Here is a 21,890-nt window from a genome sequence, read left to right on the forward strand (position 1 = left end):
ACATGGAACGTGTTGGCATTATTCAAATGACATCGGGTCCAGATATCACCGCGAATCTGGACTTTATTGAAAAACAGTGTGCTTTGGCGAGTAAGCAAGGTTCCAAGCTTGTCCTTACCCCTGAAAATACGGTGCTGTTTGCCAACCGCGAAGCGTACCATCAACATGCAGAGCCACTTGGGAGTGGCGTGATTCAACAGCGGCTCTCTGAAATCGCAAGAAAGAACCAGTTAACACTGATTGTCGGAAGCATGCCCATTCAAACCGCAAAAGGTGTCACGACCACAACGCTTGTATTGCCGCCGCACGGTAAATGCATTGCTCACTATGACAAACTGCATATGTTTGATGTCGACGTAGCCGATGGTTATGGTAGTTATCGTGAGTCGGACACGTTTATGGCGGGTAATCAAATAGTCGTGGCGGAAACCGATATCGGCAGCGTTGGATTGAGCATCTGTTACGATCTTCGTTTCCCTGAGCTTTATAAAGTATTACGCCAAGAAGGCGCGGATATCATTGTGGTGCCTGCTGCGTTTACCGCTGTGACGGGGCAAGCTCACTGGGAAGTATTATTGCGAGCTAGAGCGATTGAGACACAATGTTGGATTTTGGCAAGCGGACAAACTGGAGCGCATCCATGTGGACGAAAAACATGGGGACACTCGATGGTCGTTGACCCTTGGGGACGTATCCATAAGCAGCTTCAGGATGAAGTAGGCTTGTTAGTGACAGAGATAGATTTGTCACAAAGCCAACAAGTAAGGCAGAATATGCCGCTGACTCAACACAGTCGCTTTCAAAATGAATTGAGACGGAAATAAAAGAGCTAACTATGAGCACAAACCAAATAGAACAGGCACTCCTTGCCCCAAATGGTCTGACAGAACAAGACATTGCTGACACGCTTGCCAGCATTGCGACGCGCCAGATCGATTATGCGGACATTTACTTTCAGTCCAGCTGGCATGAGTCTCTGGTTCTAGAAGACAGCATCATCAAAGATGGCTCTTTTAACATTGATTGTGGTGTTGGTGTCCGCGCCGTAACTGGCGAAAAAACAGGCTTTGCCTACTCTGATCAAATCCAGCCTGAAGGCCTGAAGCAGAGTGCAATGGCGGCGCGCGGTATTGCTCAGCAAGGGCAAAATGGCAAAGTTCATGCGTTTAAACGTACGGAGAACCAAGCGTACTACGCGGCTGTGAATCCACTAGCTGAATGGGAAAAGCAGCAAAAAACAGAATTACTTAAGTCTCTAGATGCTTACATCCGCACTAAAGAACCATTGATTAAAGAAGTCTCGATCAGCATCAGCGGTGTGCATGAGCAGATGCTTGTTGCGGCAACAGACGGTACTTATGCAGGCGATATTCGTCCTTTGGTACGTTTGTCTATTAGCGTGCTCGCTCAAAAAGGTGAACGACGTGAACGAGGTAGCGCTGGTGGCGGTGGCCGTTTTGGTTACGATTTCTTTTTAACGGAAAGCAATGGTGTGAAACAAGCTTTCCATTATGCAGACGAAGCGATTCGCATGGCGTTGGTAAACCTTGAAGCAGAAGCCGCACCAGCAGGCATGATGCCAGTGGTATTGGGCTCAGGTTGGCCAGGCGTATTGCTACATGAGGCGGTAGGTCATGGCCTAGAAGGTGACTTTAACCGTAAGGAATCTTCGGTTTTCTCTGGCAAAATGGGTCAACAAGTGACGTCTTCACTGTGTACCATTGTTGATGACGGTACATTAAAAGACCTTCGTGGTTCACTCAATGTGGATGATGAAGGGGTGAATGGCCAGTACAACACGCTTATCGAAAATGGTGTGCTGAAAGGTTACATGCAAGACAAGCTAAACGCGCGGTTAATGGGTGTGAACCCAACAGGTAACGGTCGTCGTGAGTCGTATGCACATTTGCCGATGCCGCGTATGACCAACACCTACATGCTTCCAGGTGAACATACGCCAGAAGAAATCATCTCGACGGTAGAAAAAGGGTTGTATGCGCCAAACTTTGGTGGCGGTCAGGTGGACATTACTTCGGGTAAGTTTGTGTTCTCCGCATCGGAAGCGTACTTGATTGAAAATGGCAAAATTACGCGCCCTGTTAAAGGTGCGACGTTGATTGGCTCTGGTATTGAAGCTATGCAGCAAGTATCGATGGTCGGCAACGACCTAAGTATCGACAAGGGCGTTGGCGTATGTGGTAAAGCAGGTCAAAGTGTGCCAGTTGGTGTTGGTCAGCCGACCTTGAAATTAGACTCACTGACGGTGGGTGGCACTGAGTAACTCATTCGAATCGTTATAACAAGAGCGCTCATTAGAGCGCTCTTTTGTTTTTGTGAGTCGATGTCGACTACAGGTTCTCTTCGGCAAACTCTGCCAAGCGGCTACGAACCACGCCGTTAAGGTGAATATTCGCGCTGCCTTCAAAGTTCTTGAAGCGTTCAACCATGTAGGTCAAACCAGAGGTCACAGGGGTGAGGTATTGGGAGTCAATCTGCGCCAAGTTACCGGAGCAGACGATTTTGGTTCCTTCGCCGCAGCGGGTGATGATGGTTTTGATTTGTGAAGCGGTGAGGTTTTGACACTCATCAAGCAGCACAAACGCATTTTGAATAGAACGGCCACGCATAAAGTTGATCGATTTAAACTGAATATTGGCTTTATCGCAGATGTACTTCAATGAGCCTTCAGTGCAGTGATCGTGTTTATGTAGCGCTTCCAAGGTATCGGTCACCGCCGCTAACCACGGCATCATTTTCTCCTCTTCTGAGCCGGGTAGGAAGCCGATGGATTCACCGATGTCTGGCGTGTTACGCGTCACGATAATTTTATCGAACATGCCTTTTTCAATGGTTTGCTCCAGTGCTGCTGCCATGGCTAATAGCGTTTTACCACTACCAGCGGCACCGGTTAAAATCACTAGGTCAATATCCGGGTCAAGTAAGGCATCCAACGCCATTCCTTGGTAGATGTTTTTTGGTGTGATGTCCCAAGCCTTACGGTGCATCATGCGTTCGCGGCTCAGGTCGAGTAGCGTTAATTTGTCTTCATTGATGGTTTCCACGCGGCCAGCAAAGTCGCTGTCTTCATCAATCACATATTGGTTAATAAAGGTTGGTTCAAAAGGTTCACGACTGAGCTTGTGATAGGTTTTTCCGCCCAGCGCATAACTTTCCACTTCCTCAATATCACTCCAGAAGTCCCCCTCACGCAGTTGAAAACCTTTGGTGAGGTATTGAATGTCGTCAATCAGTTGATCGGTTCGGTAGTCTTCAACAAAACGTACGCCAGCGCCTTTGGCGCGCAGACGCATGTTAATGTCTTTCGTGATCAGTACCACTTCACGTGGTGCTCGCTTGTTTTGCAGATAAAGCACCGCATTGAGTATGCGGTTGTCACCGGCTTTGTCGGCGAAGGCTTTGACGGTTTCCTGCAGTTCAAAATCCGCCAAAATGGAAATGGTGCCTTGGTCGGGGCTGTCTTTAGAAACAGGAATACCTTCAGAAATTTCATCGGGCGTTGCTTCTTTAAACAAATCTTCCAAAGCGCGAATAGCCACGCGAGCGTCTCTTGCGACATCGCGTTTGCTGTCTTTGATTCGGTCGAGTTCTTCCAACACGGTCATGGGGATAACGACATCGTGTTCTTGGAAAGAGAAGATGGCAAAGGGTTCATGAAGAAGAATGTTGGTATCAAGTACAAACAGTTTCCGATCGGTATCGCCCATAGCGTCTCCTTGCCGTAATACGGCTCTGCATGCGAGTGGTTAGGTCGTTCTCAAATAGGTGTGAAGCGGCCTAACTCTGATTGCTTGCAATAGAGGTTGTCGGGCTGATGTCGGTTAGTGTGCAACCGAGTAGCAAGACAACTTACTGCAAACCCGTGTTGATCCTAATCGTGTACTAACGCGCTTAAATCATATGCAATGGTTTTAAACGCCCCTCACTAGAAGTATACGTAATATTTACGTTCTACAACTTAATAATTGGCATGAGTATTTTACAATTTGATTGCATTTATAGTTTGGGGAAAAAAAGTTTCTGCTTGGTGCGGTTTCGGCGTGACCTAAATCACAGCTTCAAGTAAGATTAGCGACCTTTTTCTGCGTATAGGCTACGTCCGATTTATCATGTTGAGCTGGCTTAAAAATACTCAGTTCATACTGGAATGACGAATGCTATCGGCATAGCAGAAGCCAGAATCAGATCTAAACTATTATCCATGCCTACGGGCATGAGTAGACCAACAAGAAACACGAATCAAGAACTAATAACGAGGTAGTCAATTCATGACATTTGCTTTGGGGCAGCGCTGGATTAGCGATACGGAAAGCGATTTAGGTTTAGGTACCGTTGTAGCAATGGATGCTCGTACTGTGACATTGATGTTTGCAGCGTCAGAGGAAAACCGAGTTTACGCACGTAACGATGCACCTGTTACCCGAGTCACCTTTAACGTTGGTGATGTCATCGACTGCCAAGAAGGTTGGTCTCTAAAAGTTGAAGAAGTACTGGAAGATGAAGGTCTATACACCTATTTCGGTACTCGTGAAGACACGCAAGAAACCGCCGTTGTTCTGCGTGAGATTTTCCTTAGTAACCAAATTCGTTTTAATAAACCTCAAGATAAGTTGTACGCCGGTCAAATTGATCGCATGGACAACTTTGTTCTGCGTTACCGTGCGCTAACCAACCAGTTTGAGCAGCATAAGAGCCCAATGCGTGGCCTATGTGGTATGCGTGCAGGTTTGATCCCTCATCAGCTTTACATCGCGCACGAAGTTGGCCGTCGCCACGCGCCACGCGTATTACTGGCGGATGAAGTTGGTTTGGGTAAAACCATCGAAGCGGGCATGATCATCCACCAGCAAGTGCTGTCTGGCCGTGCAGAACGTATTTTGATTGTGGTACCTGAAACACTGCAACATCAATGGCTGGTTGAGATGATGCGTCGTTTCAACCTGCATTTCTCTATCTTTGACGAAGAGCGTTGTATCGAAGCATTCGCGGATGCAGAAAACCCATTTGATACCCAGCAATACGTGCTGTGTTCTTTGGACTTCCTACGCAAGAGCCGCAAGCGTTTTGAACAAGCACTGGAAGGCGAATGGGACCTACTGGTTGTCGATGAAGCGCATCACCTTGAGTGGAGCCAAGATAAACCGAGCCGTGAATACCAAGTAGTGGAAGGCTTGGCTGAACGCACTCCGGGCGTACTGCTACTGACGGCAACGCCAGAACAGCTTGGTCGTGAGAGCCACTTTGCTCGTCTGCGCTTGCTGGATCCTGACCGTTTCTACGATTATGAAGCGTTTGTCGAGGAAGAAGAGCAATACGCACCTGTAGCGGATGCGATTACTTCACTTTTCTCTGGTGAAAAACTGCCTGATGAAGCGAAAAACCAGATTACTGAGTTGTTGTCTGAACAAGACGTAGAACCACTTTTCCGCATTATCGAAAGTGAAGCGGACGAAGAAGCGAAAGCGTCAGCGCGCCAAGAGTTGATCGACAACTTGATGGATCGTCACGGTACGGGACGAGTTCTGTTCCGTAACACACGTGCGGCTATCAAAGGGTTCCCTGCGCGTAACGTGCACCTGATGCCAATGGATATCCCACCGCAATACACCACGTCAATGCGTGTTGCTGGGATGATCGGCGGTAAGATGAGTTCGGAAGCACGTGCAATGAAGAACCTTTACCCAGAAGAGATCTTCCAAGAATTTGAAGGCGATGATGCAAGCTGGTGGCAGTTTGACTCGCGCGTGAATTGGTTACTTGAAAAGGTAAAAGAGAAGCGCAGCGAGAAAATTCTGGTGATTGCCTCTCGTGCAAGTACGGCTCTGCAATTGGAGCAAGCACTGCGTGAGCGTGAAGGCATTCGTGCGACCGTCTTCCATGAAGGTATGTCGATCCTTGAGCGTGACAAAGCAGCCGCTTACTTTGCGCAAGAAGAAGGTGGTGCACAGGTTCTTATCTGTAGTGAAATCGGCTCTGAAGGTCGTAACTTCCAGTTTGCCAACCAATTAGTCATGTTTGACTTGCCGTTCAACCCTGACTTGCTTGAGCAACGTATCGGTCGTTTGGACCGTATCGGCCAGAACCGCGACATCGACATTCATGTTCCTTACCTGAAAGGTACCTCGCAAGCCATTCTTGCTCGCTGGTTTGATGAAGGTTTAAACGCTTTTGCAGAAACTTGCCCAACAGGCCGTGCCGTTTACGATAAGTACTCTGATGATCTGATTGAAATCCTTGCTTCTGGTGACACCAGCACGCTAGATGAGATCATTGAAGCGTCAGCAAAAATGAATAAAGAGCTGAAATCCCAATTGGAGCAAGGCCGTGATCGCCTATTAGAAATGCATTCAAATGGCGGGGAAAAAGCACAACAAATCGTTGAGAAAATTGAATCAACCGATGGTGATACCAATCTGGTCACCTTCGCACTTTCTCTATTTGACACGATTGGTTTGAACCAAGATGACAAAGGCGAAAACGCACTGATTGTGACCCCATCTGAGCACATGATGGTACCAAGCTACCCAGGCCTGCCATACGAAGGGGCGACGATCACGTTTGATCGTGATACGGCTTTATCTCGTGAAGATATGCACTTTATCAGTTGGGAGCACCCAATGATCCAAGGTGGTATCGATCTTCTGATGAGTGAAGGGGTGGGGACGTCTGCGGTATCTCTACTGAAAAACAAAGCGCTACCAGTCGGGACCATTCTTCTTGAGTTGATTTACGCGGTAGATGCGCAAGCGCCAAAACGCAGTGGTATCGCGCGCTTCTTACCGAAAACGCCAATCCGTTTAATGATGGACTCGCGTGGTAATGATTTGTCTGCTCAAGTGGAATTTGAAAGCTTTAACCGCCAGCTCAGCCCTGTAAACCGTCACTTAGGCAGCAAGTTGGTCACGTCGGTACAGAAAGACGTACACCGCTTGATCGAAGCGGGGGACAATCTTATCGAAGCGAAGGTTGAGGAAGTACGCAAGCAAGCTCATCAAGATATGCAGCATAGCTTGAATGCAGAACTTGAGCGTTTGCAAGCACTGAAAGCGGTAAACCCAAATATTCGTGACGAAGAAATTGAAGCCATTGATGCACAAATTAAGGAGCTCACTGGTTACATCAACCAAGCTCAAGTGCAGCTCGACTCGCTACGTTTGATTGTGGTGAGCCACAACTAAGTAAGTATTTATTGCTCATTAAAAAAGGTCTTCAGTTGAAGACCTTTTTCTTTATTTGCGGTTTAGTTTCTTTATGCGGAATGCATTACTCACTGATAGCTACCTCATTTACATCAACCACTTCCACCAGATAAACACAGCCAAGAAGCCAAACAAGTAAATCAGGCCTGCAATCGACAACCACTTCAGTTTAGGTCCAACAGCCAAAGGCTCAGGTAACTCGGTTTTGCTCACTAATGTGTAATTTAGCAGAGCAAAGAATGGCGTGGTCATAAAGGCGAGGATCATCGCAAAGTTCAGCATAGGCAATAACGCAGAAGCCCAGAAAACCACAATACCTAATGCAAGTAAGGCGACCACCAGCATGATCGCTGATGTGGTTTTAGGGTTAGTGTCTGGTTGTGAGCGCAGTAGACGTTGAGAGTCAGAAATAACGCGTGAGTAGCCATCAATAACGGTAATCGTGCTGCCAAAGATACAGAAAAACGCAATTACCGCGATCAAATAACGAGACCATTCGCCAATTGTTGCCGCATATAAGCCAACCAATTGGTGGGAGAAGCCAACGCCTGAGCTTTCAAGTTCAACGCCAGAACCATAGAGCATCAAAGAACCTAACGATACAAAGATAATGGCAAGAAAAGCCGTGCCAATATACCCGACATTAAAGTCAAATAGAGCAGAGCGGTATGTTACTTCTTGCTGGCTTGATTGGCGTTTTAACCATGCTGAGGTTAAACAGGAGATCTCTATCGGTGCTGGCATCCACCCCATTGTTACGACGATAAAGCCAATTGCCGCAATCGACCAAGGTGACGGTGGCTCGAAGTTGGCCACTTGCTCAACAGGGTTACCAAAGGCGATAGAAACGGCAAGTAAAGTCGCGATGGTTAACACCGACATGATCACCTTAGATAGCGTATCGAGCGCTTTGTAATGACCAGCAAATAATATGATCAGGCAGGTGACAATCACAATGATACTGAGTGACGCCATTGATAGTGAAAACGGAATGAAGTAGCCCAGCAAGCTAGCGCTAAACATCAACAAAGCGGCGGTATTGATTACGGCTGAGACCACGCTCAGAAATAGAAATAGCCATAGATAAGGCCGACCTAATTTCGCGTAGCCCTCAACCAAGGTGAGCCCTGTCCCCATGGTGTACTGTACACCCGCTCGGAAAAAAGGGTATTTAAACAGGTTTACGAGCAGAATCAGCGCCGCCAGTTGCCAGCCATAAATCGCACCAGCTTTGGTTGATGCGACGAGGTGAGAGCCACCCACCGCAGCAGATGCCATTAATATGCCGGGGCCTAACGAACGAAAAAATAAGGAAAGTTTGGATTGGGGTTTATCTATAACGGCGGAGTCCATTGCTTATTGTCCTTTTTATCTTATGTACCTTTCTAAAGAGATACATACCGCAGTACATGACAAGCTGAGCGCTCGCCCTATACTGCGCAACGGTAATGTCTTTTAAATGCTGTGTTTTGATGTATTTATTTTAAGTATTCTTTGCGAATATCATGCTGTGTGCATCTAGCACTCTATTCAGTTATGCGTCTTGTTGTCAAACTAAATTTACAACGTGCTATTTTTAGTTTTTATGCTAAAGGATTGACTTTGTGTTATTGGTTTGGACTTTTCTTCAGAATCCTGCATCTGGGTGCTATTTGGGTATATAATCGCGGCGTTTTTATTTTGTAGAGATCTCCCATGGCAATGCTTGAATATACCCCTCCCACCGATCCTTGGGTCGATATCGTTTTTGAGGATGACGACATTCTGGCAGTGAACAAGCCATCAGGGTTGCTGTCTGTTCCTGGTCGCCTTGAAGAGCATTACGACAGCATGTGGAGCCGCCTCAAGGAGGTGCATCCAGAAATCCAAGTAGTGCATCGCTTGGATATGTCGACATCAGGGTTGATGCTGCTGGCGAAAAACAAACCTTCGGAGCGAGCATTAAAAAAGCAGTTCCAATATCGTCTCACCCACAAGGTGTATTACGCACGTGTTTGGGGGCATGTCGAGCCGCAAGAAGGGAATATTGACCTTCCATTAATTTGTGATTGGCCAAATCGTCCGCGACAAAAAGTATGCTTCGACGACGGCAAGCCATCTCAAACTTTATTCCAAGTGGTGAAGCGTGAAGTGCACCCAGATGGCACCCATACGACCGTTGTGCGGTTACTCCCCATTACTGGTCGATCGCATCAGTTGCGCGTGCATTTGATGGCGATTGGTCATGCGATTGTGGGTGATGAGTTTTATGCAAGCGAAGAGGCGTATCAGTTTTCAGAACGTTTAGAGTTGCACGCTGCGGAGCTAAGTTTTTATCACCCAGCCACGGATCAGCTGAGCAGTATTTTTGTACCCTGTGACTTTTATCCTGAAGCCGAGGCGGCGATCTTTAACTATTTTTCGCCAGAACGTACATTGCCTGATTATAAAACGTTGCCACACCCTTAATGCCAGCCGCAGTCAACAACGGTTCTTTCTAGTTCGCTATTTCGTTACTGTGGTTGATGTATCCTGTCTTTCAGCCGTGAACAAGGAGTTGTTATGTCTTTGCCGACCATCGTATTTTTGGACCGTGCGACCATCCCAGAACATATTGAGATCCCACGACCTAGCTTTCAGCACTACTGGCGTGAGTACGACTTAACCGCGCCAGAGCAGGTAATAGAAAGGTTAGCAGATGCAGATATCGTGATTAGCAATAAAGTCCTGCTTGACCAAAATGTATTAGAGCAACTACCACACTTGCGGATGATCGCGGTTGCCGCGACTGGTTTTAATAACGTCGATGTGGACTACTGTGCTAAGCATGATATTGCGGTTGCCAATGTACGTGGTTACGCGACGCGTTCGGTACCTGAGCACGTGATGGCGATGCTGTTTGCTTTACGCCGAAACTTATTTGGTTACCATCAAGATATTGCCGCTGGCGAATGGCAGCGTAATAAGCAGTTCTGCTTTTTTACGCACCCAATCGGGGATATAGGTGGTAGCACACTAGGTGTTATTGGCAGCGGCGCTTTAGGGCAAGCGACAGCACAGTTAGCTGATGCGCTAGGCATGCAGGTGATCTTTGCTGAGCGTAAAGGTGCATCAGAATGCCGACCTGGTTATGTGCCGTTTGAGGAAGTATTGAAACGCTCTGATGCGTTGACTTTGCACTGTCCGCTCAACAAGCATACTCAGAATTTGATTGGTCAAGCAGAATTACAGCAAATGAAGTCCAACGCCATTCTAATTAATACGGGGCGTGGAGGCTTGGTGAATGAGCAAGCGCTGGTGGATGCCCTAAAGCAGGGAGAAATCGCTGCGGCTGGCTTTGATGTCTTTACCCAAGAACCAGCTGATGAGAGCAATCCGCTGATTGCCAATATGGGTTTACCTAATTTGTTACTTACACCGCATGTTGCATGGGGCAGCGACTCATCGATTCAACGTTTAGTGGAAATCTTGATTGAGAACATTAACGCTTTCGAGCGCGGAGAGCGTATTAATCGCTTGGTGTAACGCTGACATTTAAGTAAAAGATAAAAAAGCAGACATCATGTCTGCTTTTTTCGTTAATTGAATGCTCGTTGGCATCGAACCGTCGAATTAAAACTCTTCTTCGTTCAGACCTTTTAGGATCTGGAAGATTTCGCGGTACGCTTTTGCTGGTTTCCCCGCTTTTTTCTCTTTCGCTGCTTGGCGAGCCAATTGGCGTAGACGCTGACGATCCGCCTCTGGGTACATTTCCATTACGTCATCAATGGCTTTGTCGCCTTCTTCCACCACGCGATCACGCAGAGCTTCAAGCTTGTGGAATACCGCCGTTAATTGAGAGTGCTTGTTACGAATCTTATCCAATGCCGCTTGGATTGGCTCTGGATCTTCATAACGCATCAACTTACCAATACGTTGTAATTGGCGACGACGTGCTTCGTTTTTAAAGCGTTGTGCGTCTGCAATTGCTTCTCGCAGGTCTTCGCTCAATGGAAACTTTTCGAGAACTGCAGGTTTGAGGCCGACAAGCTCCTCACCTAGCTTTTGCAGTTCTTCCATGTCTCGCTTCATCTCGGATTTGCTTACCCAGATGATCTCTTCTTCTGGTTCCCATGGCGCTTTTTGATTCTTACGTGCCATTTCAGTTGCCTGTGTTTTGATTAATATTATGACTATTTTAACAAGAATCGTGGGGAGAAAGCGAAATTCTTGTTATCCTATTGTTCATCAAAGACAAGATGTGAAAGACAATGGATATTAAACAGCAGGTTGCTGAGCAACGTACCGAGCTAGAGCAAGCCGTCGCAAGAGCCTTAAAACTTGCATCGGCAAAATCTGACGCCGCCGAAGTCGCAATTACCAAAAGCACTGGTTTAAGTGTATCTACTCGCATGGGCGAGGTAGAAAATGTCGAGTTCAACAGCGATGGTGCGCTGGGCATTACCGTTTACCGAGGTCAACGTAAAGGCAGTGCTTCCACGTCTGATTTAAGTGAAGCTGCTATCGAGCAAACCGTTATTGCGGCGCTGGATATTGCGCATTACACATCTGAAGATCCATTCGCAGGGCCCGCTGCCAAAGAATACATGGTGCAAGAGCTCCCTGAGCTTGATCTTTTCCACCCAGACGCACCAGATCCTGACTATGCTGCCGATGTGGCGATCGCCGCTGAGAAAGAAGCGTTAAGTTATGACAGTGCAATCAAGCAAAGTGATGGCGCGAGTTATGATAGCCACTACGGTGTAAAAGTGTATGGTAACAGCCATGGCTTATTAGCAAGCTATGCGTCTAGCCGCCACAGTACCAGCTGTTGTGTGATTGGCGTTGGTCAAAATGGCGAAATGGAGCGTGATTACAGCTACACAGTGGCACGTCATCGCGATGACTTATGGACTCCAGAAACAGTGGGTCGTAAGGCGGCAGAGAATACGATTAACCGCTTAGATGCGCAGCGCTTAAAGACAGGTAAATACCCAATCATGTTTGCCGCTGATGTTGCAACTGGCTTGATTGGTCACCTTGTTATGGCGATCAGCGGTGGTAACCTGTACCGTAAATCTTCTTTTCTACTTGATCACCTTGGTAAGCAAGTGCTTCCTGAGTGGTTCAATATCTCGGAGCGTCCACATGTATTACGTGGTTTGGCGTCAAGCCCCTTCGATAGCGAAGGCGTGTACACTCAAGATCGTGAGATCATCACTGACGGTGTGCTAGCGACTTACCTGTTAACCAGTTATGCCGCACGTAAAATGAAGATGGCGCCGACAGGTCACGCTGGTGGCATCCACAACTGGTACGTGAAATCGACTGGTCAAAACTTCGAACAAATGCTTAAAGAGCTCGGCACTGGTTTGCTAGTGACAGAAGTGATGGGGCAAGGCGTGAACGTGGTAACAGGTGATTACTCTCGCGGTGCTGCAGGCTTTTGGGTTGAGAACGGCGAAATCCAATACCCAGTATCGGAAATTACCATTGCTGGTAATCTAAAAGACATGTTCAATAAGATTGTTGCCGTAGGTAGCGACGTTGAAACGCGCTCGCAAATTCAAACGGGTTCAATCTTACTGGATGCGATGAAAGTGGCGGGTGAGTAAGCTTTCCTAATTCAGAATTAAAAAAGCCTGATGTGTTCATCAGGCTTTTTAGTTTTTGCAGTTAGGTAATCAGTATTGTGGCAAGCCCTAAGAATACTGATAAACCAATTACATCCGTTACGGTCGTTAACGCCATACCACCAGCTAAAGCTGGATCGATGTTCATTTTCTTTAAGAGGATTGGAATCGTTACTCCGGCAACCCCAGCGACCAATAAGTTGGTCAGCATCGCTGCGGAAATGATTCCCCCTAGCATCCAGTTACCTTTCCAAGCGACAACAATGCCGCCAATAATCAGCGCCCACATGATGCCGTTGAGTAAACCGATCGAGGCTTCTTTCATCAACAGTTCTCGTTTGTTCGAGTCACCGATATGACCAAGAGCAAGACCACGAATCACTAGTGCGACGGTTTGGTTACCAGCGACACCACCCATGGAAGGAACAATCGTCATCAATACGGCAATGGCCGCCATCTGGTCTAGCGTGGCTTCAAACATGTTAGAAACAGAAGCGGCAGCTAGTGCGGCCAACACGTTGGCCCCAAGCCAGATACTGCGTTTGCGAGCTGATTTTACAACGGGTGCGAAGGTATCTTCGTCATCGTCCATACCTGCCATACTCATCATCGAGTGTTCGGCATCTTCACGGATAACGTCAACTACGTCATCGATAGTGATACGGCCAACGAGATGCTGATTCTCGTCTACGACAGGAGCAGAGACCCAGTTACGACGTTCGAACAGACTAGCAACATCTGAATCACTGGTATCGACAGTGATCGCTTCGTCAGCATCTTCCATGATGTCGACAATTTTGACATCAGGCTGGGTCGTGATCAGCAGAGTAATGGGTAGTTCACCAATCAGTTTGCTTTCTTCATCAATGACATAAAGTGCATCCGTTGCTTCTGGTAGTTCACCTTTCATACGCAGATAACGTAAAACCACGTCCACATCTACGTCACCACGAATCGTGATAACGTCGGTGTTCATCAGTCCACCTGCAGTGTCTTCTGGGTAGGACAGGGCGGTTTCGACACGCAGACGGTCAGAGGAGTCCATTTGCGATAGGACTTCGCGTGACAGGTTGTCTGGCAAGCTACGCAGTACATAAGCCACGTCATCGGTATCCATGCCTTCTGTCGCTTCTGCAAGCGCTTCTGGTGCCATTTTGGATACGAGACTATCTTTGACGTCTTCGTTCAGTTCGTCGAGGATTTCACCGTAGTCTTCAGGGTCGGTGAGTTGCCAGAGAACTTCACGGCTTTTTCGTGGAGAGGCTTCTAAAAGGTGAGCGATATCCTCAGGTTCCATGTCCTGTAACTGACGACGAACATGGACGAAGCGGCCATTTTCTAGCGCTTCTGTGACTTCTTGGAGGGCTTGGTGAGCTTGGTCGAATTCAATTTGCTCTGCCATTCATTCCTCCCAATTCCTGATATTTACAATGCGTTGAATAATAACTTAATTCTAGGCGCCTTTTAATAACAACTTATGATACTAAGCAAATTTATTTCTTGGAGCAGTGAGGGGAAGGAGAGTGAGAGGTAATAAAAAAGCGAGTAAATTACTCGCCTTCATCAAATTTATCTTCGATTAAGTGGCAAACGGCATCCAGTGCTTCTTCTGCTTGCTCACCCGCAGCGTGGATTGTGACGTACTGTCCTTGAGCAGACTCAAGCATTAATAAACCCATTACGCTGTCTGCTGTGGCGGTTTTGTCTTCTTCATTGTCGATAGTGATGACCGCTTCAAAGCTCTGGGCCAGTTCGACCAGTTTGACGGCTGCGCGAGCATGTAAGCCAAGGCGATTTTGAATCAATACTTTACGACTTAACTCCACAGCTACTCCTTAGTGTTTTTCTCTAGTGAGGTATGGCGAATTTGCACTTGGTGTCCTTTATTGGCGAAGTACTCACCGATTTGCTGAGTTAAGTACACCGAACGGTGTTTACCACCGGTACAACCTATTGCAACGGTCAAATAGCTGCGGTTGTTTTTCTCGAGCAGAGGTAACCAATTCTCTATAAAGTTTTCAATTTGGTATTTCAAACTTAACACCGATTGGTGCTGCTCCAAAAATGCGGCGATAGGGGCATCCAAACCCGTAAGAGGGCGCAACGCTGGTTCCCAATGTGGGTTGGGCAAGAAGCGAACGTCGAATACGTAATCGGCATCGGAAGGCAGGCCATATTTGAAGCCAAAAGACTCAAATACCATAACAAGCCCTTTGCGATCCCTGCCTTCAACACGCATACGCACGGTTTCACTCAACTCATGCAAAGATTGTCCACTGCTGTTCAGTACAAGATCGGCATGCGCTTTAAGTGGCGTTAAAATTTCTTTCTCACGCTCGATGGCTTGGTCAAGGGAGAGAGAGGTGCCACCTAAAGATAAAGGGTGGATTCGGCGTGTTTCGCTGTAGCGTTTGAGTAGCGTTTCCTTATTGGCGTCCAAGAAAAGCACGGTCACATCAAGCTCTGTTTTCAACTGCTCCAGTGTACCAGTCAGTTCTTTTAGCTTTTTAGGGATATTGCGAATATCAATGCTTACCGCAACATTCTGCTTGCTGTCAGCAACAGAGTGAACAAATGCGTCCAGCAAATTCACTGGGAGGTTATCAACACAGTAATAACCTAAGTCTTCCAGTACGCGCAGCGCAATACTCTTACCGGCACCTGAGTGCCCGCTAACCACGATTAGTCGCATGATGTCCGTCCTGCTTATTGGTGAATCATGATGTCGTAAAGTTCTTCATCACTCTGAGCATTGCGCAGTAGTTTCAATACTTGCTTATCGCTCAGACGTTCTGCCATAGAGGATAGAGTCTTGAGGTGCTCTTTGCACTGTTCTTCTGGTACAAGGAGCGCAAAAAGAAGGTCGACAGGTCGATTATCAATCGCATCGAATTCAATTGCTTCATCACATTGCAGCAAGACAGCAATAGCCTTGTCGCTCGATTGCATTCTAGCGTGTGGGATCGCAATACCGTTTCCGATACCAGTACTGCCCATTTTCTCTCTGTTGAGCATGCACTCGAACAGTTCGGTAGAATCTTGGCCCGTTTGATCAGCCACGATGCGGCTGATCATTTCAAGGGCGCGTTTTTTACTCGTGCAGTGGACCGCACTCTTGGTGCAGTCCAATGACAGTATTTCGCTCAGTTGCATGATTAATGACTGTTTAGTTTTTCTTTGTGCTTATTGAGTTGGCGAACCAATTTATCTACCAGCGAATCGATCGCGGCATACATATTTTCGTCATCAGCTGATGCGTGGATTTCGCCTTGATTTATATGAAGCGTAGCTTCCGCGATTTGAGTGATTTTTTCAACTTTTAGTACAACATGTACTTGATTGATATGGTCGAAGAACCTTTCGAGCTTCTGAAACTTAGAATTTACATAGTCTTGCATTGAATCGGTAAGATCAACGTGATGGCCTTGAATATTGATTTGCATAGACTTTCCTTTTCAGTTAGTGCCTTATAATAGGCGTTTACGCTGACTTGAAGGGGCAATTCCCAAGGATTCTCGATATTTGGCTATCGTACGTCTCGCGACCTGAATCCCTTGGTCAGCCAGAAGAGCAGCAATCTTGCTATCACTCAATGGCTTAGCAGTATTCTCTGCTGCGACCAGTTTTTTAATGAGTGCGCGAATTGCTGTTGACGAACATTCTCCGCCGTTGTCAGTACTAACATGGCTAGAGAAGAAGTACTTCAATTCAAAAATGCCACGTGGTGTATGCATAAATTTTTGTGTTGTTACACGAGAAATCGTGGATTCATGCATGTCCACTGCCAAGGCTACATCATTTAGTACCATTGGCTTCATGGCTTCCTCACCATACTCGAAGAAATCTTGTTGATGTTCAACAATACATCTTGCAACTTTGAGTAGCGTCTCGTTTCTACTCTCTAAGCTCTTAATTAACCATTTTGCCTCTTGCAAATTGCTGCGGATGTACTGGCTATCCGCGCTATTGCCTTTGCCTAATTGAGCATATTGTTGATTTACTTTTAATTTTGGAACGCTATCTGGGTTGATAGAAACGGTCCATTTGCCGTTGTCTTTAAAAACGGACACATCTGGAATTACGTACTCGGTATCATCCGGTGTGATACGACTACCGGGACGAGGATCTAACTGCTGGATAAGTTTGAGGACTTCACGGAGATCGGCTTCTTTCAGCTTAGTCTCTTTAATAACGAGCTTGTAATCACGGTTCCCCAGGTGATCAATATGATCCGCAAGAATCATTTTGGCTTCAGCAAGCCACGGTGTGTCTTCTGGGAAAGTCGCTAGCTGTAGCAGTAGGCACTCTTGTAAGTTGCGTGATGCCACACCGAGCGGATCGAACTGCTGAATACGTTTACGAACGGCTTCTACTTCGTCTAACTCAACCTCTTCGTTATCGAAGCTCTCATGAATTTCTTCAGGCGATAGGGTTAGGTAACCGTAGTCGTCAACAGCGTCAATAATCGCTAATGCAATCGTACGATCGGTTTCACTGAATGGTGTCAGGTCAAGCTGCCACATTAGGTAGTCATGCAATGATTCCGTGGTTTCGCCTTGGTAGACGGGCATATCATCATCAAGAGCTAAGCCAGTGCTACCGGTATTCGCGCTGTAGACGTCATCCCAAGTGGTATCGATTTCAAGTTCAGAGCTGATCTCTGATTTCTCAATTACGTCTGAACTGTCTGGAACGTCAATGTCTGCTGGTTCGTTAGCACTGTTGCTATCAGCAGCCTCGACCGCTGATTTATCTTCACCGTTTGCTAGAGGCTCATCTTGGCCTTCTTCAACTTCCAATAATGGGTTTGAATCCAAGGCTTCTTGGATTTCCTGTTGAAGATCGAGTGTCGACAGTTGCAGTAAGCGAATCGCTTGTTGCAACTGTGGCGTCATGGCTAACTGTTGACCTAGCTTGAGTTGTAATGAAGGTTTCATTCAGTGTTACTTACCTTGTAATGCTCAGAATCTTACCGTTCCTAATATAATCATAGACGGAATTGTTCGCCGAGATAAACTTGTTTCACCTGTTCATTATTGAGAACTTCTGCCGGAGTTCCCGATGCAATTAGGTGCCCTTGGCTTACGATATAGGCTTTTTCGCATACGTCCAGTGTTTCACGCACGTTATGGTCAGTGATTAACACTCCGAGGCCGCGATCGCGTAGATGCTCGATGATTTTCTTGATGTCATTAACCGAGATTGGGTCAACACCTGCGAAAGGTTCATCCAACAAAATGAATTGAGGGTTGGCTGCTAAAGCGCGAGCGATTTCCACTCTGCGTCGCTCACCCCCTGATAGTGCCATACCTGCACTGGTTCTGATGTGCTGAATGTGGAATTCTTCCAACAAATCTTCCAGCTTATCTTGGCGCTCTTCACGTGTCATTTCTTTACGAGTTTCGAGTACAGCCATGATGTTATCTTCTACCGACAGCTTACGGAAAATCGACGCTTCTTGCGGAAGGTAGCCAATCCCGAGACGCGAACGACTATGCATCGGCAGAATACTGATGTCTTTATCATCAATGGTGATGGTGCCTTCATCTCGTGGCACCAAGCCGACAATCATATAAAACGAGGTGGTTTTACCTGCGCCGTTTGGGCCTAGCAGCCCAACAATCTGACCAGATTCAACTTCCAAGCTAACATCGGTTACGACTTTGCGCTTTTTGTAGCTTTTCGCCAAGTTTTTCGCACTCAGTACTGCCATATTAGTTCTCTATCTGATTGGGTTGCAAAATGGTCGTAACGCGCTCTTCCTTAGAGCTATCAGCGACTAGCTTTTGTTTACCAATTTGGTAACGAATCGAAGAACCTTTAATGGTGTTGTTGTCTTGTGCCAGTTGCGCTTGACCTTTCATGGTCAATTCGTCTGTAGAAATACGGTAATCCAGCTCCACAGCTTGACCACTCAGTGTCTTACCATCGTCCATCAGCTGAGAAAACTTGGCAGGTTTACCAAATGCTTGAATCTGTTTGATGGCTTCGGTTTTAGGATCGCGCGTTACCACGATTCTATCAGCATCGATATTGATGCTACCTTGCTTAAGAGATACATCGCCTTTAAAAATAACCTGGTTACTCTTCATATCCACTTGTTGGGTGTCAGAGTTAATGTAAACCGGTTGTTGAGTATCCGACTTAAGTGCCAGCGCTTGAGGCGCCGCCAATACCAGTGCCAGTAGGCTAAGGTGTAACGGTTTCATATCGACCTTGAACTTCGTCTGTCAGAGTTGCGGTATGCTGCTTTAAGTTGCCTTGCATTGCGCCTCCAGTAGTTTCAAATTGTGGCCCAACCAACATGACTTGTTGATCAGCTTTAAAATCACGATTGGTTAGATTAATGACTAACTTGTCTGTTGCCATGGTATCAAAACTCGCACCTGGCAGAAGATTTTGCATTAAGACCTTGTCATATAACGTTAAGACTTGGTCTTCATCTAACACGGCTCTTGTGGCCGTCACCTTCCATTCAATGACGCTACCTTCACGGTAAACCATCAAAGTCGGGTTATTAAAAATGGTATCTCCACTTTTAGCATAATGGTCTAAGTTCGTGGAGCGGATGATGTAACTGCGGACACCATCTTCACCATAGGTGATGTTTTCCAGTCCAGTACCACTGAACATGGGCAGTTCAGAATCTGGTGCTACTTGAATTGCGTCGTTGCCTTTTGGGGTCAGTAGGTAATAACCGCACCATGCGACAACGAAGATCAAGAGCAAATAAATAAGGCGAGTAAAACTCATATAATGAAGGCCTATCGTTTAGCTCAGTACTTCCCTGACCATTGCCTTTATTTGTGTAATAAATGATTTAAATGTTTGTGCTGATATTACATCACGCCAGCTTTTAGTAAATCGTGCATGTTCAGTGCACCCACAATTTTTTCGTCTTTACATAAAATCAGAGCGTTAATATTTTTATTCTGCATCAAGTTCAAACCTTCAACCGCTAGCATATCAGGGTGCGCTGTGGTTGGATTTGTCGTCATGACTTCGCCAATCGCGGTCGTATGAATATCAATGCGTTTGTCTAAGGTGCGACGTAAATCACCATCGGTGAATATACCAAGCATAGCATCGTGTTCATCGACGATAGCGGTCATGCCTAGCCCTTTTTCTGAAATTTCAAGCAGGGCATCGCGAATCAATGCGTTTGGAGAAACTTTAGGTAACGCTTCTCCAAAGTGCATAATATCAGACAACTTAAGCAGCAGTTTTCTCCCTAACGCGCCACCTGGATGAGATAGGGCAAAATCTTCGGCAGAAAAACCACGCGCTTGAAGTAGGGCTACGGCTAATGCGTCTCCCATTACTAATGTGGCCGTGGTACTGCTGGTCGGTGCCAACCCTAGTGGGCAAGCTTCTTGAGGTACCGTGATTTGCAGGTGCAAGTCAGACAGTTTTGCCATATTGGATTCTGGCTTGCCTGTCATGCTAATTATCTTGATGTTCAGGCGTTTTAATACCGGAAATAGAGACAGAATTTCGTTTGACTCACCAGAGTTAGAAATTGCGAGCACAATATCTCCAGGGCTGATCATGCCCAAGTCGCCATGTGCTGCTTCGCCAGGGTGAACGAAAAACGCAGAAGTCCCCGTGCTTGCCAGAGTCGCAGCAATCTTGTTACCAATGTGGCCTGACTTGCCAATACCCATAACGACTACTTTGCCGCTGTTGGAAAGGATCAGTTCGCACGCTTTCTCAAATTGATCATCAAAGTAGGTATCCAGCTCTTGCAGAGCAGCAACTTCGATATCAAGAACTTGTTTAGCAGCAGCGCGAAAATCAAATTGATTGGACATATCAGTTCTCTACTTATTTATCGTGGTAATTAAGCGGCCATGTTTGCGAATAAGTACACTTGATAACCTAGGAAGCATGCAAACAAGATTGCACCTTCAATACGGTTAATACTGCGTGATTTACCCAAACACATCGCGACAAGTAACAGTGAAACGCCTAACATGACCCAGAAGTCACGTCCCATCGCGTACTCACTCAGCACCGATGGATTAATGATGCCAGGAATGCCCATTACGGCCAGAATATTAAACACATTCGAGCCAATAATGTTACCGACGGCCATGTCGTCTTCACCTTTTAAAACACCAGCAAGCGATGCTGCGAGCTCAGGTAGACTAGTGCCGATGGCAATGATAGTCAGACCGATGACAAGATCGCTCATGCCAAAATACTTTGCAATAATCACCGCGTTATCCACTAGCATGCTTGCTGCCAAAGGAAGCAGTATCAGGCCAATAACCACCCACATGATCGCTTTAGGGTTGCTGACGCCTTCTGGGATCTCTGACTCTTGGTCATCAAGAAAAACATCACCTGATTTTTGTTCTTTGCGGCTGATCTGCAACATAGCAAATAAAAATGCCCCAAAGAGTACAAACAATAAGACACCTTCATAAAAACCGAGATGGCTATTCCAAAGCAGAATACCGGCGAGTACTGTTACTGCAATCATTAATGGCAGTTCCCGGCGGATGACCGCGGAGCTAATCGACAGAGGCTTGATGAGTGCTGTAATACCAAGGATTAACGCGATGTTCGCGATGTTTGAGCCTAAAACGTTACCCACTGCAGTATCGGTTTTTCCGTCCCAGGCTGCGGTTGCAGAAACCATCATCTCTGGCGCAGAAGAGCCCATCGCAAGGATTGTCATGCCGATGACAAGAGGTGAAATACCGACGTTGCGGGCTATCGCTGCAGAACCAAAAACAAGTTTATCTGCACTCCATACGAGCAAAACAAGACCGACTATAAGCAACGCTACGGCTTCGAGCATGAGAATTCCTAAGTATTAAATAAGTAAAATGAATAACCGCTAATTTTGACCTTTTGCGGCCTAAAATGGAAGATAAACGACGAATAAATTAAAGGTTAGTAACGAAAATGTATGCAAATGTCGTTCATTTAAATCAGCAATTCTTGTCTAGGATTTAAACACTTTGCGCTGATTTGATCGTAATCCACAAAAAATTGCAGGTATATACTCGACTTTATTTAATTGAACAGTGCTTTAAATTCAAAGCCAATGTGCTTATGATTGCAGCCTAATAAA

Annotated in this window: 20 protein-coding genes; 6 read left to right on the plus strand and 14 right to left on the minus strand. The window is 46.4% G+C overall.

All coding sequences use genetic code 11. The features are described from left to right. Positions 1-2: 2 nt before the first annotated feature. Together OO778_RS02030 and tldD are read left to right on the plus strand one after the other, a co-directional pair. Entirely contained in the window at positions 3-824 is an 822-nt protein-coding gene (locus OO778_RS02030) for a carbon-nitrogen hydrolase family protein (RefSeq protein ID WP_264910650.1), read from the plus strand. An 11-nt stretch (positions 825-835) separates the two neighbouring features. Beyond that, complete coding sequence (tldD, locus tag OO778_RS02035) at positions 836-2,281, plus strand: metalloprotease TldD (RefSeq protein WP_047009150.1); 1,446 nt, start codon at positions 836-838, stop codon at positions 2,279-2,281. Positions 2,282-2,348: 67 nt separating this feature from the next. Here tldD and OO778_RS02040 read toward each other — a convergent pair whose 3' ends face one another. Beyond that, positions 2,349-3,725, minus strand: coding sequence for a PhoH family protein (locus OO778_RS02040; RefSeq protein ID WP_256935779.1), 1,377 nt, complete (start codon positions 3,723-3,725; stop codon positions 2,349-2,351). Positions 3,726-4,286: 561 nt separating this feature from the next. Between OO778_RS02040 and rapA the strand changes: the two genes are divergently transcribed. Next, positions 4,287-7,196 carry an RNA polymerase-associated protein RapA gene (gene rapA, locus OO778_RS02045; RefSeq protein WP_256964575.1) on the plus strand — a complete coding sequence of 970 codons (2,910 nt, stop codon included), beginning with the start codon at positions 4,287-4,289 and terminating at the stop codon, positions 7,194-7,196. A 108-nt stretch (positions 7,197-7,304) separates the two neighbouring features. Here rapA and OO778_RS02050 read toward each other — a convergent pair whose 3' ends face one another. Then, positions 7,305-8,570, minus strand: a complete 1,266-nt coding sequence (locus OO778_RS02050) for a divalent metal cation transporter (protein ID WP_074191850.1) — start codon at positions 8,568-8,570, stop codon at positions 7,305-7,307. A 342-nt stretch (positions 8,571-8,912) separates the two neighbouring features. Between OO778_RS02050 and rluA the strand changes: the two genes are divergently transcribed. Together rluA and OO778_RS02060 are read left to right on the plus strand one after the other, a co-directional pair. Further along, a complete protein-coding gene (gene rluA / locus OO778_RS02055) occupies positions 8,913-9,665 on the plus strand; it encodes a bifunctional tRNA pseudouridine(32) synthase/23S rRNA pseudouridine(746) synthase RluA (protein WP_005396255.1) in 753 nt (250 codons plus the stop codon). A gap of 93 nt (positions 9,666-9,758) precedes the next feature. Further along, positions 9,759-10,721, plus strand: coding sequence for a D-2-hydroxyacid dehydrogenase (locus OO778_RS02060; RefSeq protein WP_074191851.1), 963 nt, complete (start codon positions 9,759-9,761; stop codon positions 10,719-10,721). A gap of 87 nt (positions 10,722-10,808) precedes the next feature. Here OO778_RS02060 and yjgA read toward each other — a convergent pair whose 3' ends face one another. Further along, positions 10,809-11,336 (minus strand): ribosome biogenesis factor YjgA, encoded by a 528-nt coding sequence (yjgA, locus tag OO778_RS02065; RefSeq protein ID WP_005396253.1) that lies wholly within the window; start codon positions 11,334-11,336, stop codon positions 10,809-10,811. Between the two features lie 110 nt (positions 11,337-11,446). Here yjgA and pmbA point away from each other — a divergent pair, with 110 nt between their 5' ends. Further along, on the plus strand, positions 11,447-12,790 hold the full coding sequence (pmbA, locus tag OO778_RS02070) for a metalloprotease PmbA (protein ID WP_074191852.1): 1,344 nt from the start codon (positions 11,447-11,449) through the stop codon (positions 12,788-12,790). A 61-nt stretch (positions 12,791-12,851) separates the two neighbouring features. On the opposite strand, the gene mgtE is transcribed toward pmbA, so the two are convergent. The 11 genes from mgtE to OO778_RS02125 all read right to left on the minus strand — a co-directional run bounded on the left by mgtE (position 12,852) and on the right by OO778_RS02125 (position 21,614). Beyond that, positions 12,852-14,210, minus strand: coding sequence for a magnesium transporter (gene mgtE / locus OO778_RS02075; protein WP_006742352.1), 1,359 nt, complete (start codon positions 14,208-14,210; stop codon positions 12,852-12,854). Positions 14,211-14,358: 148 nt separating this feature from the next. Continuing rightward, positions 14,359-14,634: an HPr family phosphocarrier protein gene (locus tag OO778_RS02080; RefSeq protein WP_005396244.1), complete on the minus strand. Its 276-nt coding sequence runs from the start codon at positions 14,632-14,634 to the stop codon at positions 14,359-14,361. Between the two features lie 2 nt (positions 14,635-14,636). Beyond that, on the minus strand, positions 14,637-15,500 hold the full coding sequence (rapZ, locus tag OO778_RS02085; protein ID WP_006742353.1) for an RNase adapter RapZ: 864 nt from the start codon (positions 15,498-15,500) through the stop codon (positions 14,637-14,639). A 14-nt stretch (positions 15,501-15,514) separates the two neighbouring features. Further along, entirely contained in the window at positions 15,515-15,961 is a 447-nt protein-coding gene (gene ptsN, locus OO778_RS02090) for a PTS IIA-like nitrogen regulatory protein PtsN (RefSeq protein WP_005381116.1), read from the minus strand. 2 nt (positions 15,962-15,963) lie between these two features. After that, the gene (hpf, locus tag OO778_RS02095; protein WP_005381114.1) at positions 15,964-16,251 is read right to left on the minus strand and encodes a ribosome hibernation promoting factor; all 288 of its coding nucleotides are present in this window, start codon (positions 16,249-16,251) and stop codon (positions 15,964-15,966) included. Positions 16,252-16,275: 24 nt separating this feature from the next. Next, complete coding sequence (locus OO778_RS02100) at positions 16,276-17,745, minus strand: RNA polymerase factor sigma-54 (protein ID WP_074191853.1); 1,470 nt, start codon at positions 17,743-17,745, stop codon at positions 16,276-16,278. A 50-nt stretch (positions 17,746-17,795) separates the two neighbouring features. Continuing rightward, positions 17,796-18,521 carry an LPS export ABC transporter ATP-binding protein gene (gene lptB / locus OO778_RS02105; RefSeq protein WP_074191854.1) on the minus strand — a complete coding sequence of 242 codons (726 nt, stop codon included), beginning with the start codon at positions 18,519-18,521 and terminating at the stop codon, positions 17,796-17,798. 1 nt (position 18,522) lies between these two features. Then, on the minus strand, positions 18,523-19,017 hold the full coding sequence (gene lptA / locus OO778_RS02110; RefSeq protein ID WP_005396239.1) for a lipopolysaccharide transport periplasmic protein LptA: 495 nt from the start codon (positions 19,015-19,017) through the stop codon (positions 18,523-18,525). Further along, complete coding sequence (gene lptC / locus OO778_RS02115; protein ID WP_005396238.1) at positions 18,998-19,561, minus strand: LPS export ABC transporter periplasmic protein LptC; 564 nt, start codon at positions 19,559-19,561, stop codon at positions 18,998-19,000. Before lptC ends, lptA begins: the two co-directional genes overlap by 20 nt. Before the next feature lie 86 nt (positions 19,562-19,647). Next, positions 19,648-20,619: an arabinose-5-phosphate isomerase KdsD gene (gene kdsD, locus OO778_RS02120; RefSeq protein WP_005396237.1), complete on the minus strand. Its 972-nt coding sequence runs from the start codon at positions 20,617-20,619 to the stop codon at positions 19,648-19,650. Between the two features lie 29 nt (positions 20,620-20,648). Further along, positions 20,649-21,614, minus strand: a complete 966-nt coding sequence (locus tag OO778_RS02125) for a calcium/sodium antiporter (protein WP_005396236.1) — start codon at positions 21,612-21,614, stop codon at positions 20,649-20,651. Positions 21,615-21,890 lie beyond the last annotated feature (276 nt).

Source organism: Vibrio sp. STUT-A16 (assembly GCF_026000495.1).
In the GTDB taxonomy this organism is placed as follows: Bacteria; Pseudomonadota; Gammaproteobacteria; order Enterobacterales; family Vibrionaceae; genus Vibrio; species Vibrio diabolicus.

Bases quoted from the DNA above. Each gene is read 5' to 3' on its own strand.
- lptB (WP_074191854.1), bottom strand. From the start codon at position 18,521: ATGGCAGTACTGAGTGCGAAAAACTTGGCGAAAAGCTACAAAAAGCGC.
- hpf (WP_005381114.1), bottom strand. From the start codon at position 16,251: ATGCAAATCAATATTCAAGGCCATCACGTTGATCTTACCGATTCAATG.
- OO778_RS02100 (WP_074191853.1), bottom strand. From the start codon at position 17,745: ATGAAACCTTCATTACAACTCAAGCTAGGTCAACAGTTAGCCATGACG.
- rluA (WP_005396255.1), top strand. From the start codon at position 8,913: ATGGCAATGCTTGAATATACCCCTCCCACCGATCCTTGGGTCGATATC.
- pmbA (WP_074191852.1), top strand. From the start codon at position 11,447: ATGGATATTAAACAGCAGGTTGCTGAGCAACGTACCGAGCTAGAGCAA.
- OO778_RS02040 (WP_256935779.1), bottom strand. From the start codon at position 3,725: ATGGGCGATACCGATCGGAAACTGTTTGTACTTGATACCAACATTCTT.
- OO778_RS02030 (WP_264910650.1), top strand. From the start codon at position 3: ATGGAACGTGTTGGCATTATTCAAATGACATCGGGTCCAGATATCACC.
- kdsD (WP_005396237.1), bottom strand. From the start codon at position 20,619: ATGTCCAATCAATTTGATTTTCGCGCTGCTGCTAAACAAGTTCTTGAT.
- OO778_RS02050 (WP_074191850.1), bottom strand. From the start codon at position 8,570: ATGGACTCCGCCGTTATAGATAAACCCCAATCCAAACTTTCCTTATTT.
- lptA (WP_005396239.1), bottom strand. From the start codon at position 19,017: ATGAAACCGTTACACCTTAGCCTACTGGCACTGGTATTGGCGGCGCCT.
- yjgA (WP_005396253.1), bottom strand. From the start codon at position 11,336: ATGGCACGTAAGAATCAAAAAGCGCCATGGGAACCAGAAGAAGAGATC.
- rapZ (WP_006742353.1), bottom strand. From the start codon at position 15,500: ATGCGACTAATCGTGGTTAGCGGGCACTCAGGTGCCGGTAAGAGTATT.
- OO778_RS02125 (WP_005396236.1), bottom strand. From the start codon at position 21,614: ATGCTCGAAGCCGTAGCGTTGCTTATAGTCGGTCTTGTTTTGCTCGTA.
- ptsN (WP_005381116.1), bottom strand. From the start codon at position 15,961: ATGCAACTGAGCGAAATACTGTCATTGGACTGCACCAAGAGTGCGGTC.
- rapA (WP_256964575.1), top strand. From the start codon at position 4,287: ATGACATTTGCTTTGGGGCAGCGCTGGATTAGCGATACGGAAAGCGAT.
- lptC (WP_005396238.1), bottom strand. From the start codon at position 19,561: ATGAGTTTTACTCGCCTTATTTATTTGCTCTTGATCTTCGTTGTCGCA.
- mgtE (WP_006742352.1), bottom strand. From the start codon at position 14,210: ATGGCAGAGCAAATTGAATTCGACCAAGCTCACCAAGCCCTCCAAGAA.
- OO778_RS02060 (WP_074191851.1), top strand. From the start codon at position 9,759: ATGTCTTTGCCGACCATCGTATTTTTGGACCGTGCGACCATCCCAGAA.
- tldD (WP_047009150.1), top strand. From the start codon at position 836: ATGAGCACAAACCAAATAGAACAGGCACTCCTTGCCCCAAATGGTCTG.